Source organism: Aeromonas simiae, from assembly GCF_000820125.1.
Lineage (GTDB): Bacteria > Pseudomonadota > Gammaproteobacteria > Enterobacterales > Aeromonadaceae > Aeromonas > Aeromonas simiae.
Map to the genome: position 1 here is coordinate 129,198 of NZ_CDBY01000036.1, position 13,778 is coordinate 142,975.

Consider the following 13,778-nt stretch of genomic DNA (forward strand, 5'->3'; position numbering starts at 1 on the left):
AACCGGCAATTCTGCCGGTTTTTTCGTTCGTGCGAACAGCTGTGTCGATTAGGCGAGAGCCTTGATCTGAGCAGCCAGACGGCTCTTGTGACGAGCAGCCTTGTTCTTGTGGATCAGACCCTTGGTTGCCATGCGATCGAGGATCGGCTGAGCCTTCTCGAAAGCGGCAACGGCAGCAGCCTTGTCACCAGCGGCAATGGCAGCTACGACTTTCTTGACGTAGGTACGGGTCATGGAACGACGGCTGGCATTGTGCTGACGACGTTTCTCTGCCTGAATCGCGCGCTTCTTAGCAGATTTGATGTTAGCCAAGTTAAACTCCTAAAACTGTCTTAGCGAGTGTATTGCAAAGGCCGAGGAATATGCCTTTGCAACCACATTTTGTCAAACAATTTGTGCAAATAAGCACCGACCCCCGATGGTGTGTCAGCGGGTGTGCGGGTAAACTGTCGGCCGATTCTATCAGCATTCGTTGCATTCCGACAGTTCCCGAGGCCCTCCTTGAGCAAGAAATTGATTAAATCCGGGATGATTGTGTCCTTTATGACACTGCTCTCCCGCATCATGGGTTTGGTGCGTGACATCGTCATCGCCAACCTGTTGGGGGCGGGTGCCGCCGCCGACGTGTTCTTCTTCGCCAACCGTATTCCCAACTTTTTGCGCCGCCTGTTTGCCGAGGGGGCCTTCAACCAGGCCTTCGTACCGGTGATGACGGAGTATAAGAAGGAAGGGGACGAGGAGAAGGTGCGCGAGCTGCTGGCCGTGGTGTCGGGGACGCTGGGGGGGATCGTTACCATAGTGACCCTGCTCGGCGTGCTCTTCTCCGGGGTGCTGACCGCACTGTTCGGCTGGGGCTGGTTCTGGGACTGGCTGCACGGCGGCCCCTCTGCCGAGAAGTTCGAGATGGCGAGCCTGATGCTCAAGATCACCTTCCCCTACCTCTGGTTCATCACCTTCACCGCCATGGCAGGGGCAGTACTCAACACCTTCGGCCGCTTCGGGGTCTCCTCGTTTACCCCCATCTTTCTCAACATCACCATGATTGCCGCCGCCTGGTGGGTCGCGCCCTGGCTCGATGATCCTGAGCTGGCATTGGCGCTGGGCGTCTTCTTCGGGGGTCTGGTGCAGTTCTTGTTCCAGTTCCCCTTCCTGCGCCAGCTCAACATGCTGGTGCGGCCGAAGTGGGGCTGGCATCACCCTGGAGTGGTGAAGATCCGCACGCTGATGATCCCGGCCCTGTTCGGGGTGTCGGTGAGTCAGATCAACCTGCTGCTCAATACCATGCTGGCGTCGTTTCTTGCTACTGGCGCCATCAGCCACCTCTATTACTCGGATCGGTTGCTGGAGTTCCCGCTCGGCCTGTTTGGGGTAGCCATCAGTACCGTCATCCTGCCGGCCCTGGCCAAGAAACACGTCGACGCCGACTCGGCCGACTTTTCCCGCACCATGGATTGGGGGGTGCGCATGGTGGTGCTGCTCGGTCTGCCGGCCATGGCCGGGATTGGTGTGTTGCGTGAGCCGATCCTGCGGGTGCTCTTCATGCGTGGCGAGTTCGGCATGCATGAGGTCAGCATGTCGAGTGCCAGCCTGCTGGCATCGGTCTCTGGCCTGCTCTCGCTCATGCTCATCAAGGTGCTTGCCCCCGGCTACTATGCCCGCCAGGACACCAAGACCCCGGTGCGTATCGGCATCATCGCCATGGTGGCTAACATGGTGTTCAACTTGGCCTTCATCTATCCCCTCGACTATGTCGGCCTGGCGCTCTCGACGGCCTGCTCGGGGACGGTGAATGCCTTCCTGCTCTATCGTGGCCTGAGTCAGCACGGGGTTTATCGTATTACCCGCGAGACGTGGAGCTTCTTCCTGCGACTGTTGCTGGCGACGGTCGCCATGTCCCTGTTGCTGTGGCAGTTGTCGCCGAGTCTGGCCCAGTGGGGTGAGTGGCACATGCTCAAGGCCAGCTGGGAGCTGACCAAGCTGTTGATCTTGGGAGGGGGGACCTATGGCGGCATCCTGTTGTTGACCGGTATTCGCCTGCACCACCTGAAAGCGGGACGCGAGGGCTGATCGCAGAGCCCACCTGAGATATAATCCGGCGATTTCGACAGCAGCAAGACACAAGGCACTGATGGAGCTTATTCGCGGCATCCACAATCTGCGGCCTCGCCACCGAGGCTGCGTGTTGACCATTGGCAACTTCGACGGGGTGCATCTTGGCCATCGCGCCGTATTGGCACGCCTGCAAGAGAAGGCTGCCAGCCTGGGCCTGCCCGCTTGCGTCATGCTGTTCGAGCCGCAGCCGCTGGAGCTGTTTGCCGATGCCAAGGCGCCGCCACGCCTCAGCCGGCTGCGCGAAAAGGCCGAGGCGTTACAGGCCATCGGTATCGAGCGGCTGCTCTGCGTACGCTTCAACCATGATTTTGCCAGCCAGTCGGCCGAGTGCTTCATCGAGGAGTTGCTGGTCGGCAAGCTGGGGGTGCGCTATCTGGTGGTAGGGGATGATTTTCGCTTCGGCAAGGGGCGGTGCGGTGACTTCCATCTGCTGGAAGAGGCCGGTCGCCGCTTTGGTTTCGAGGTGATCAGTACCCAGAGTTTCAGCCTCTCCCGTCAGCGGGTGAGCAGCACGCTGGTGCGTGAGGCGCTGGCTGCCGGCCGGATGGCCGAGGTGGAGATGATGCTGGGGCGTCCCTACAGCATCAGCGGGCGGGTCGCCCATGGCGACAAGCTCGGCCGCACCATCGGCTTTCCTACCGCCAATCTGGCCCTGAAGCGGCGCGTGGCGCCGGTCAGTGGCGTCTATGCGGTGGAAGTGTTATGTTCCGGCAAGACCTTCCCCGGCGTTGCCAATGTGGGACAACGACCCACCCTGAACGGTACACAAGCCCGTTTAGAGGTACATCTTTTTGATTTCTCCGGTGATCTCTACGGGCAACAGGTGCAGGTTATGCTGCACCACAAACTGCGCGAGGAGCAGAAATTTCCCTCCTTCGACGCCCTGCGAGCCCAGATCGAACGCGACGCCCAGGCCGCCCGACATTGGTTCGGCCTGCCGGCAACCGATGAACCATCCGGCACTCTTTTAGAAATGCAGTCTTTAGATATGAAGGGAAACCAGGATCGATGAGCGACTATAAACACACCCTGAATCTTCCGGAAACCGAGTTTCCGATGCGCGGCGATCTGGCCAAGCGTGAACCCCAGATGCTCCAGCGTTGGTATGATCAGGATCTCTACGGCGCGATTCGCAGCGTCAAGAAGGGCAAGAAGTCCTTCATCCTGCACGATGGCCCTCCCTATGCCAACGGCAGCATCCACATCGGTCACTCCGTCAACAAGATCCTCAAAGACATCATCATCAAGTCCAAGGGGCTCTCTGGTTTCGACTCTCCCTATGTGCCGGGTTGGGACTGCCACGGCCTGCCCATCGAACTCAAAGTCGAAGGCATGGTCGGCAAGCCGGGCGAGAAGGTGACCCCGGCCGAGTTCCGCGAAGAGTGCCGTAAGTATGCCAAGACCCAGATTGAGGCCCAGAAGGCCGATTTCATTCGTCTTGGCGTGCTGGGCGATTGGGAGCATCCCTACCTGACCATGAATTTTGGCACTGAAGCCAATATCATCCGCTCCCTGGCCAAGATCGTCGGTAATGGTCACCTGCACAAGGGCTCCAAGCCGGTGTACTGGTGTACCGACTGCGGCTCCGCTCTGGCGGAGGCCGAGGTCGAGTATTACGACAAGAACTCCCCCTCTATCGACGTGCGTTTCAAGGCCGTCGACGAGGCTGCCGTGGCCGCTAAGTTTGACTGCGCCGAAGGTCATACCGGCAAGGGACCGCTCTCTGCGGTGATCTGGACCACCACGCCGTGGACCCTGCCGGCCAACCGCGGTATCGCCATGAATGCCGAGCTCGACTATGCCCTGGTGCAGGTCGAAGGGGACAATCCTGAGCGCCTGATCCTGGCCACCGAGTTGGTCAAGGATGTGATGGATCGCGCCGGCATCGAGCACTATCACAACCTGGGCTTTGCCAAGGGGGCAGCCCTTGAGCTGCTGCGCTTTAACCACCCCTTCTACCACTTCGACGTGCCTGTGGTGCTGGGTGACCACGTCACCCTGGATGCTGGTACCGGCGCCGTGCACACCGCTCCGGGCCACGGCCAGGAAGACTTTGTGGTCGGTCAGAAGTACGGGCTTGAAGTGGCGAACCCGGTCGGTAGCAACGGCGTCTATCTGCCGGATACCGAGCTGTTTGCCGGTCAGCATGTGTTCAAGGCTAATGCCTCCGTCATCGACGTGCTGATCGAGCGCGGTGCACTGCTGCATCACGAGGTGTTCAACCACTCCTATCCGCACTGCTGGCGTCACAAGACCCCGATCATCTTCCGTGCCACCCCGCAGTGGTTCATCAGCATGGATCAGAACGGTCTGCGCAAGCGCGCCTTGGAAGAGATCGATCGCATCGAGACACAGGGCATCGCCGAACACGGCCAGAGCGGCTGGGTGCCGGCCTGGGGTAAGAACCGCATCCAGGCCATGGTAGAAGGTCGCCCGGACTGGTGTATCTCCCGTCAGCGTACCTGGGGTGTGCCCATCGCACTGTTCGTTGATAAGGATACTCATGCCATCCATCCGGATTCGGTCCGTCTGATGGAAGAGGTGGCCAAGCGCGTCGAGCAGAAGGGTATCCAGGCCTGGTGGGATCTGGACAAGGCCGAGCTGCTGGGCAGCGATGCCGATCAGTATGAGAAGGTGCCCGATACCCTGGACGTCTGGTTTGACTCCGGTTCGACCCACGCCTCTGTGGTGGACGCGCGCCCGGAATTCAACGGCAAGCCGGCCGACATGTATCTAGAAGGCTCTGACCAGCACCGTGGTTGGTTCATGTCCTCGCTCATGATCGGCGTGGCCATGAAGAACAAGGCCCCCTACAACCAGGTGCTGACCCACGGCTTCACCGTGGATGGCCAGGGCCGCAAGATGTCCAAGTCGATCGGCAACGTAGTGAGCCCGCAGGACGTGATGAACAAGCTGGGTGCCGACATCCTGCGTCTGTGGGTCGCCAGCACTGACTACACCGGCGAGATGACGGTCTCCGACGAGATCCTCAAGCGCTCTGCCGACGCCTATCGCCGGATCCGCAATACTGCCCGCTTCCTGCTGGCCAATCTCAACGGCTTCAATCCGGCCACCGACATGGTCGCTCCCAGCGACATGGTGCTGGTGGACCGTTGGGCCGTCGGTCGTGCCAAGGCGGTGCAGGCGGAGATTGTCGAGGCATTCGATGCCTACAACTTCCACGGTGTGACCCAGAAGTTGATGCAGTTCTGCTCGGTTGAGATGGGCTCTTTCTATCTCGACATCATCAAGGATCGCCAGTACACCGCCAAGGCGGATAGTCTGGCTCGTCGCTCCTGCCAGAGCGCCCTCTACCATATCGCCGAGGCCATGGTGCGCTGGATGGCGCCCATCATGAGCTTCACTGCCGATGAGATTTGGGCCCTGCTGCCGGGTGAGCGCGCCAAGTTCGTGTTCACCGAGGAGTGGTACCAGGGGCTGTTTGGCCTGGCTGCGGATGAGCAGATGGGCGATGCCTTCTGGGCCGAGATCCTGAGTGTGCGTGGCGAAGTGAACAAGGCGCTGGAAGCGGCCCGCGGCGAGAAGCGCATCGGCGGCTCTTTGCAGGCAGAGGTAACCCTCTATGCCAAGCCGGCGCTGGCCGAGCAGCTGCGAGCCCTGGGCGATGAGCTGCGCTTCGTGCTGCTGACCTCCAAGGCCACCGTGGTGACTGCCGAGGCCGCTGGTGAGGGCGCGGTTGCAACCGAGCGCGACGATCTGTGGGTGAGCGTGGTGCAATCTGCTGCGGCCAAGTGCGATCGCTGCTGGCACCATGTGGAAGACGTGGGCACCATCGCGGGCCACGAAGAGATCTGTGGCCGCTGTGTGACCAACGTCGATGGCGCCGGTGAAGTGCGCTCCTTTGCCTGATGGGTGACATGATGCAACACAAGAGTGGTTTGCGTTGGCTGTGGCTGGCCGTGCTGGCCTTCATCCTTGACCAGGCGAGCAAGCTCGCCGTGGTCAAGCTGCTGCCATACGGCTATCCGGGGGTGGAGATCACCCCCTTCTTCAATCTGGTGCATGTCTACAACAAGGGCGCTGCATTCAGCTTCCTGGCTGATCAGGGTGGATGGCAGCGCTGGTTCTTCGCCGTGCTGGCCTTTGCCATCTGCGGCCTGCTGATCCATTGGCTGCGCAAGCAATCGGTCACCCAGCGCTGGAGTGGTATTGCCTACGCCTTCATCATTGGTGGGGCGCTCGGTAATGTGTTCGACCGGCTGGTACTGGGTCACGTGGTCGACTTTCTCGACCTCTACTGGGGCCGTTCCCACTGGCCGGCCTTCAATCTGGCCGACAGCTTCATCTTCATCGGTGCTGCCATGATAGTGCTAGATGGCCTGTGCGGTGACAAACAAGCCAAGGAGCCTGCATGAGCAGCGTCATCGCGGCAGACAGCCAGGTGATCTTCCACTTCACCATCAAGCTGGAGGATGGCTCGGTGGCGGACAGCACCCAGCTTGGCGGCAAGCCGGCCCGGCTGGTGATGGGGGATGGTAGCCTGACCCCGAGCTTTGAGGCGTGCCTGCTGGGCCTTAGCGCCGGTGAGGCCAAGAGCTTCACCCTGGCGCCGGAGCAGGCCTTTGGCCTGCCCAACCCCGACAATATCCACCACCTCGATCGTGCCAAGTTCGGCGCCGACGCCGAACCCGAGGTCGGCGCCATCATCGGGTTCAGCCTGCCCAATGGCGGCGAGATCCCGGGGATCGTCAGAGCCGTGGAGGGGATGTCGGTGACCGTCGATTTCAACCATCCGCTGGCCGGGCATACCGTGACCTTCGAGGTCGAGATCCTGGCGGTGGATGAGGAGCTGGAGGAGGTCTGATGGAGATCCTGCTTGCCAACCCACGCGGGTTCTGCGCCGGTGTCGACCGTGCTATCAGCATTGTCGAGAGCGCGCTGGAGAAGTTTGGGGCGCCCATCTATGTGCGCCATGAAGTGGTGCATAACCGCTATGTGGTGAACAAGCTCAAGGAGGCGGGGGCCATCTTCGTCGAGGAGATCGACGAGGTGCCGGATGACAACATTGTCATTTTCTCTGCCCACGGCGTCTCCAAGGCGGTACGCGAGAAGGCCAAGTCACGGGAGCTCAAGGTATTTGACGCGACCTGCCCACTGGTGACCAAGGTGCATATGGAAGTTCATCGCGCCAGTCGCAAGGGGTCAGAGGCCGTGCTCATCGGCCACGCCGGTCATCCTGAGGTGATCGGTACCATGGGGCAGTACGAGAATCCGAACGGTGGCATGTATCTGGTGGAGACCCCGGATGACGTGGCGCGTCTTATCGTGAAGAACCCGGACGATCTCTGCTTTGTCACCCAGACCACCCTGAGCGTGGATGAGACCTCCGACGTTATCGATGCCCTGCGTCGCCACTTCCCCAAGATCCAGGGGCCGCGCAAGGATGACATCTGCTACGCCACCCAGAACCGTCAGGACGCGGTGCGCGAGATGGCGGGCTTGGTACAGGCCATGCTGGTGGTGGGTTCGCGTAATTCCTCCAACTCCAACCGCTTGCGCGAGCTGGCCGAAAAGGTGGGCGCCCGTGCCTATCTGATCGACGATGCCGCCATGATAGAGCCGAGCTGGCTGGAAGGGGTTGAACGGGTGGGTGTCACCGCAGGAGCCTCGGCCCCCGAGGTGCTGGTTCAGTCGGTCATCTCCAGGTTGCGCGAGCTGGGCGGCCAGATGGTGGCCGAGCATCCCGGCCGTGAAGAGAACGTGGTGTTTGAGGTGCCCGCCGAGCTGCGGATCCTTTAATCAATGATGCCGGCAGATGCCGGCATCACTCTTTTCGTCCCCTGATTCTTTCTATTTCCAGCAATCAGCGGGTGTCTTGATATCAGCCTTATTGATGGTCATGGTGGCACAACCTGTGTCACCTATTTGCGCACCTTTGGCAACTGCCCTGAGGGTGTAGGTCGTGGCACTGGCCCCTGAGATGGAGAAGTCGTAGTAATCACTGCTCGGATTACCGACTTGTGCCGGGTTGCTGCTGTAGCTGGCATTGCTGAGACGATACTCCTCCTGCTTTAGCTGCATGGAAAAGAGCCCCTTGATGGCGTCAGCGCGGCGGGACTGCTGCAACCCCTTAGTGAAGGAGGGGTAAGCAACGGCTGCGATGATCGCCACGATGGCTACCGCAACCAGCAGTTCGATGAGTGTTATGCCATTCATTGAGCGTTTTGACATCGGCACTATTCCTGAAAAGAGTCGATACTGTGAGGATAGTAGGCCACGCCCACGGAAGGGCGGTTGATGGGGGCGCAGCAGATGAAAAGGGCGCGTTGTGAGCAGGGACGGGGGTTTACGTTATTGGAGCTGATGGTGTCCATTGCGATGGTCGCCATTCTCGTTACCGTCGCCTTGCCCAGCTACAGTTCTTTGCGTCAGGAGCAACTCGTCAAAGCGGCCACCCAAGCCATTTATACCGACATGATGCTGCTCAAGTCCGAGTCGATTAAGCGCAATCAGGGGCTCTCCCTCATCATCTTTAACAGCGGCCAGAGTAACTGGTGCTATCGCATCGCTATCGATGGCACGGCGACGTGCACCAGTTGCAACACCACTTGTTCGACTCTGGAGGGGCGTAAAGGTGGGGATGCAACCGAGTTCCCCGGAATCGCGTTGACGGCAAGTTATAGCGAGTCAGCCAGTAAGGTCAGACCGGTTGCATTTTCACCCAGAAGAGGCTCCTTGCCGGCCGGTAATATACAGTTGACCGCCAATGCGTACAGCATGCAGGTAGTGACCAACAATCTGGGACGAGTGCGAAGCTGCGCGCCTACTGGAAGTAAGGTCGGAGGGGTACCCGCATGCTGAGCCGCCACGCTGGTTTTAGTCTGGTGGAGCTGATGGTGGCCATGGTCGCCGGACTGCTGCTGGTTGCCGCAGTGTCGGCACTGTTTGCCTCCATTCTGCGCGCCGATCAGACCTCGATGCAGGTCAGCCGGCTCAATCAGGAGATGCAATCGATCGTGGACATGATGGCCAGAGATCTGCAGCGCTCCGGCTATGATGCGGGCGCAACCGCCTTTCTTGGGGCGACATCGAGTGCTCGTTCCTCCTTTTATTTTGACTCTGTGACCGACCTGATGAGTGAGACGGCAGCGGGCTCAAAGCGCTATCTCTGCTTGCGGATTCGTTATGACGATAATGGCAATTCGGCGTTGGATAGCGATGAGACTCGGGTCTACAGCTACAGCAGTGCCAGTAAGGGAGTCAGGCTCGATACCGGAAATTCAGCCTCTTGCTCAGGAGGTAGTCTGCTTAGCACCGACAATACCATCGATATATCCAGCCTCACTTTTGAGCTTCTGAGTAGTAGCCTTTCGGCTGGCGCGAGGACGATCCGCCTTTCCATGACAGGTAATTACAAGGCGACACCGGCCATATCTCTTTCGCTGCAGCGCGATATCAAGCTGCGCAATGATGGGTACTGACACGATGCGGCGCTCGCTTGGTTTCACCACCTTTACCGTCACTTTGTTGCTGATCACCATTCTGATCGGCGTCTCGTTGCTGGTCGGTAAATTGATGGTGATCGACAGGCGGATCACTCTGAATGAGGTGCTGTACCGTCAGGCTCTGGCTCTGGCTGAACTGGGGATCGCTGATGGTATTGGGCGGCTGGCCTACGACGCCAGTTGGCGAACCAGTGGTAGTGGAACCACAGTCTCGTCGGCAACCGGTAGTTACACCCTGACCGCACTCAATGATATGGCAATCAATGTGGGCTCGGCCGTAGTGACCCCGGTACGAGTGAGAGCTCAGGCCACTCTGGCTGATACGACGGCGCAAGCCGTAGTGGAGGTCAAAACCGTGAGTGTGAATGTGTTGGCAGGAACACCCGCAGCGCCGTTGACCGTGGCTGGGGGCATGGTCATTGGCGGTAATTTTACTGCTGTAGCAAATCCCAACGGTGGGGGGCTCGGAGTGCCTCTCTCCGTCTGGACGAATGATGATGTTGGTGGGCACGGCTCTTGGCAAACCTGCCATCAAGGTGATTACAGCGCTGGGTGTAGTTCTAACCTCAGCGATAACAGTCACAAGAACTCCGATATCAAGGACAACGACCCGGATTTCCCGACCGACCTGGTCTGGTACCTGTTCAATCAACCTGATACGGAAGAGGGGTGGTTGAATCTGGAAGCCTTGGCCGTACAACAGGTAAATGACTGCAATGGCCTCACTACGGCATCGAGCGGCTTGATCATCGTTGATGGGGATTGCGCCATGCCAGGAGAGATCGGCAGTGTGGCGAGTCCGGTCATACTGATTGTCAGAGACGGAGAGCTGACAATGAACGGGGGCAGTATCTTCAATGGCCTTATCTTTGATTATTCATCTGACCCCGCCACGATTGTTCCGGATGCCAAGGCAAACGGGACGGCGACCGTGAATGGCGCTTTGGTGGCTAACTTCCCGCTCGAAATTACCAGCGGGACATTCAATGCTGTCTATGATGCGTCGGTGTTGCAGAATCTCGGAAGCGGGGCTGCCTTTAAGCGGATCAATATTGTTCCTGGCAGTTGGCGAGACTGGTAGAGGTCATCATGAAACAGTGGAAGTCTCACAAGGGATACGGTCTGCTGGAGATCTTGCTCACACTGGTGCTGCTGGGGGTCGGTGTGGCGGGATTGGTGGCATTCTCCCGAGGACTACTGGGCGTCTCTCAAGATGGAAAACGCTACGAAGTGGCTATGCGCTTGGCTGAGTCCAAGCTGGATGAATTGCGTAATTTCAATGGCATCGTAACAGCGGTATCACCACTGCGTGCCTATCAGGGGATATCGGCGGGCAGTGGCAATCAGACGGTCTCAGGGGATACCTACAGCCTGAGCTGGGCGGTCAGTAATCAGTTTTGGGGGGGGAGTGGTTGGGTCACCAGCCAACCTGCGGGTTATCTCTTTTCCTATCCAGCACGCAAAGTTGTGACGGTGACGGTCAGTTGGAGTGATAACCAAGGGCAGAGCAAAAGTCTCCAGCTATCAGGAGCGATAACCCCCGTCGATACGCTCTCGGCCTCTCAACTGAACAATGGTCTGGATACCACCCGTCCCAAGCCAAAAGTCTCTTACACACCAGGTGTGGTCCCCGACGTGGTTTCGGTCGATCTGGGTAATGGCAGCAAGAAAGAGACCAGCAAGCCGCTACCTCATATCAAGGGCAACACGGGCTCCAGTCGACTGATCCAGTTTGACTCGATCACTTATCAAACCCAGGGCACGGCCAGTAATAAACAGTCGCTACAAGACACGGCCACGGTCTACTGTTCTTGCTCCACGACCGGGAACTTTGAAAAAGCTTATCTTCCTGACACTCCTTACTATTCAGCTAATGACAGGGTTCAGTACTGGAAAACGGGGGAGTTGGTCGACAAAGGGGTTGGGGTATTGCAGGGTAACAGCAATCAGCAAGAGACTCTCTGTCCCTCCTGTTGCCGTGAACATTATGATGTGGCTGACAAGGGCTTCTTTGGTTATTACGCTCCCTTGAATATCAGTCGCGGCAAATACCGGATGAGTGGGGCATCGCTGCAATCGGTTAGCAGTGGAGACTATATCGATGCGTGCCGTTTTATCAGAATCGATGGTGTTTACCGACCCGCCCCGGATTGGCGATTGGTCTCATTAACAACCTTTTCCGCAGCGTTTCTTAACGATGCAACCAATCTTGCCAATTACCAAGCCTATATCGCCTACGTCATCACGGAGCATGCAAAATGGCAACAGAGCGCCTTTGCCAGCAAAAGTGACAGCAACTGGTCGGCTGTCAGTTCATCCCCTTCGATACAGAGCTTTAACACCTGGTTGGCCGGCAATCGAGGCGGCAGTAGTACCGATCTCTCCACCCCTATCGGAACCCTGCAACTCATCAGTCGGGGCATCTATGTTGATATTATGTCTCCCGGCTATTTGAGTAATGAGGTCTTTCAAGGGGGAGCGAGCGAGCCGAATATCGCCAAGATCCCCTTCCAGGATGTCAACATGACCCTGCTCAGTGAGTGGAGCAGTGGTGACAGTAACAAGGCGACGGTGACCAGCCAGCCCATAGCGACGGTCGTCGACCCGACCAACAACTATTACGGCACTTATAGTCGGGGATTACTCAGTGCCAAGAACACCACCTTCTCCGGCACACCACAGACTGACACACCGATCACCATCACGGCCCGCAGTTATCAGGGGAACTCCGGCATAGTGGGGGCTCCTGTGTTGCAGCAGGATATCGATGCGCAGGTCAGTTCGACCATGCGGGTCAGCATCCTAGCATCTGCCGTTGCCAATCTGCACGGTGTCGTCGAGTGCTTGCAGTTGAAGACGACGGGCAATGCCAATAATCCCAATCACAGCGCCGTCTCCTGTGATGCGACCTCTGTTGGTTTGACCGTGGGCGTCAACAATATGAATGTCACCTGCTCGCTCCTCGATATGGGCAAGCCGGCCAAACCGAATTACACCTGCAGTGGAGTGCCCAGCTCGAGTTTCACGCTGACTCTGTCCAAGAGTGGTTACAGAGTGACCCCCTCTTCTCAATCACTGACCTTGCCTAGTAGTGGTTCAACCACCAGTGGTTGTGTGATGATGGTGGAAGAGGCATTGTTGGCCGTTCTGCCAGCGACGCCCACAACTTGTAGCTCTCAGCCTTGAGTTGCCTATAATCGGCGCATTGTGTGTATGGAACGGAACTAACGATGACTGACGATCCTTGGGCCCTGTGCCATCTTGATGACTCCTTCGACGCCTCGGTGTTAGGTACCAAAGGCGCTCAACTGCAATGGTTTGAAGACCGGGATGATCTGCTGGAATTCCTGCGGGAGGATTTCGTCGATCTGCTGGCCGATACCGGGGAGCTGGATGAGGAGCAGACTGAGGCGGCCAAGGCTCGTTTTGCGCTGTTGATCGAGCAGAGTTTTGACGACCGAGGACTGGTGGATGCGCTCAATGATCTGGCGTCAGGCCTGCGCCGTATCATCTGGATGGGGCCGCTCTCCGAGTTGGCTGAGGTACATGAAGAGTTTGCATCGGCCCTGCGGCGCTATTTCTGGGAGCAGTTTGAGGGGGATGAAGACGATCCCGATGCCTGGATTCCAGAAGAGTTATGGCCACAGCTGGCTGAAATCGTGGATGAGTTTTTAGCTGAGGGTGAGTACTGAATTTCATCTTCATCGGGGCGTGAATCACATCAAGAAAAAGGCCGACAGTATCTGTCGGCCTTTTTCTGTGATGGCGGGATGGATAGCCTGGAGTCATTTGTCGTGCAGGCCAAAGGTGACCCGGCTGAGCTCTTCATTGACGTCGAAGAGCTTGTACTGAACGTTACGGGCCCCCATCGCTAGCACTCGCTGCTCGTGCATGGTGACATAAGCGCGGGCGTGCTCTTCGTTGTCAAACAGGTAGATGCCTCCCGCTTCACCGGTTTGTGGATTTTCAGTCCAAATCTTGGAAATAAATCCGGGCTCGTGGGTGATGGATTCAGCCAGAGGGAGGGCCGCGCTGGCTAACGAGGGCCCCATCATGTCAGCAGGGAAATCGAAGTGGATCTGTAGCAGGGTGGTCACGGTGTTCTCCTTTTCGATATGTGGTTGGCATCATAGGGAGCTGGGGGACTCTTCTGCAAGAAGGCACTTTTTCGTGGCATAGTATGTCAATCAGCATCGAAAA

The 13,778-nt window shown here is 58.1% G+C and carries 14 protein-coding genes; 11 read left to right on the plus strand and 3 right to left on the minus strand.

Annotated features, from left to right (window positions below):
• Positions 1–48: 48 nt before the first annotated feature.
• A complete protein-coding gene (rpsT, locus tag BN1134_RS06415; RefSeq protein ID WP_042046038.1) occupies positions 49–312 on the minus strand; it encodes a 30S ribosomal protein S20 in 264 nt (87 codons plus the stop codon).
• Positions 313–501: 189 nt separating this feature from the next.
• On the opposite strand from rpsT, the gene murJ reads away from it, so the two are divergent.
• The 6 genes from murJ to ispH all read left to right on the plus strand — a co-directional run bounded on the left by murJ (position 502) and on the right by ispH (position 7,872).
• Positions 502–2,067, plus strand: coding sequence for a murein biosynthesis integral membrane protein MurJ (murJ, locus tag BN1134_RS06420; RefSeq protein ID WP_042046039.1), 1,566 nt, complete (start codon positions 502–504; stop codon positions 2,065–2,067).
• 61 nt (positions 2,068–2,128) lie between these two features.
• Positions 2,129–3,124 (plus strand): bifunctional riboflavin kinase/FAD synthetase, encoded by a 996-nt coding sequence (gene ribF, locus BN1134_RS06425; protein WP_042046041.1) that lies wholly within the window; start codon positions 2,129–2,131, stop codon positions 3,122–3,124.
• Positions 3,121–5,982, plus strand: a complete 2,862-nt coding sequence (ileS, locus tag BN1134_RS06430) for an isoleucine--tRNA ligase (protein WP_042046042.1) — start codon at positions 3,121–3,123, stop codon at positions 5,980–5,982. The genes ribF and ileS overlap by 4 nt, the downstream gene beginning before the upstream one ends.
• Positions 5,982–6,488: a signal peptidase II gene (gene lspA, locus BN1134_RS06435; protein ID WP_042046044.1), complete on the plus strand. Its 507-nt coding sequence runs from the start codon at positions 5,982–5,984 to the stop codon at positions 6,486–6,488. The genes ileS and lspA overlap by 1 nt, the downstream gene beginning before the upstream one ends.
• Positions 6,485–6,937 carry an FKBP-type peptidyl-prolyl cis-trans isomerase gene (fkpB, locus tag BN1134_RS06440; protein ID WP_042046045.1) on the plus strand — a complete coding sequence of 151 codons (453 nt, stop codon included), beginning with the start codon at positions 6,485–6,487 and terminating at the stop codon, positions 6,935–6,937. The genes lspA and fkpB overlap by 4 nt, the downstream gene beginning before the upstream one ends.
• Positions 6,937–7,872: a 4-hydroxy-3-methylbut-2-enyl diphosphate reductase gene (ispH, locus tag BN1134_RS06445; protein ID WP_042046048.1), complete on the plus strand. Its 936-nt coding sequence runs from the start codon at positions 6,937–6,939 to the stop codon at positions 7,870–7,872. The genes fkpB and ispH overlap by 1 nt, the downstream gene beginning before the upstream one ends.
• A gap of 51 nt (positions 7,873–7,923) precedes the next feature.
• Here ispH and BN1134_RS06450 read toward each other — a convergent pair whose 3' ends face one another.
• On the minus strand, positions 7,924–8,304 hold the full coding sequence (locus BN1134_RS06450; protein ID WP_042046050.1) for a type IV pilin protein: 381 nt from the start codon (positions 8,302–8,304) through the stop codon (positions 7,924–7,926).
• Positions 8,305–8,370: 66 nt separating this feature from the next.
• Between BN1134_RS06450 and BN1134_RS06455 the strand changes: the two genes are divergently transcribed.
• The 5 genes from BN1134_RS06455 to BN1134_RS06475 are packed head-to-tail and all read left to right on the plus strand — an operon-like array spanning position 8,371 to position 13,270.
• A complete protein-coding gene (locus BN1134_RS06455; protein ID WP_232300601.1) occupies positions 8,371–8,934 on the plus strand; it encodes a GspH/FimT family pseudopilin in 564 nt (187 codons plus the stop codon).
• On the plus strand, positions 8,928–9,554 hold the full coding sequence (locus BN1134_RS06460) for a PilW family protein (RefSeq protein WP_084214729.1): 627 nt from the start codon (positions 8,928–8,930) through the stop codon (positions 9,552–9,554). The genes BN1134_RS06455 and BN1134_RS06460 overlap by 7 nt, the downstream gene beginning before the upstream one ends.
• Complete coding sequence (locus tag BN1134_RS06465) at positions 9,541–10,659, plus strand: hypothetical protein (protein WP_232300602.1); 1,119 nt, start codon at positions 9,541–9,543, stop codon at positions 10,657–10,659. The genes BN1134_RS06460 and BN1134_RS06465 overlap by 14 nt, the downstream gene beginning before the upstream one ends.
• 8 nt (positions 10,660–10,667) lie before the next feature.
• Positions 10,668–12,764, plus strand: a complete 2,097-nt coding sequence (locus tag BN1134_RS06470) for a hypothetical protein (protein WP_042046053.1) — start codon at positions 10,668–10,670, stop codon at positions 12,762–12,764.
• A gap of 44 nt (positions 12,765–12,808) precedes the next feature.
• Positions 12,809–13,270, plus strand: coding sequence for a hypothetical protein (locus BN1134_RS06475; protein ID WP_042046054.1), 462 nt, complete (start codon positions 12,809–12,811; stop codon positions 13,268–13,270).
• A gap of 93 nt (positions 13,271–13,363) precedes the next feature.
• Here the strand turns inward: BN1134_RS06475 and BN1134_RS06480 are convergent, their stop codons facing one another.
• The gene (locus BN1134_RS06480) at positions 13,364–13,675 is read right to left on the minus strand and encodes a monooxygenase (RefSeq protein ID WP_042046056.1); all 312 of its coding nucleotides are present in this window, start codon (positions 13,673–13,675) and stop codon (positions 13,364–13,366) included.
• Positions 13,676–13,778 lie beyond the last annotated feature (103 nt).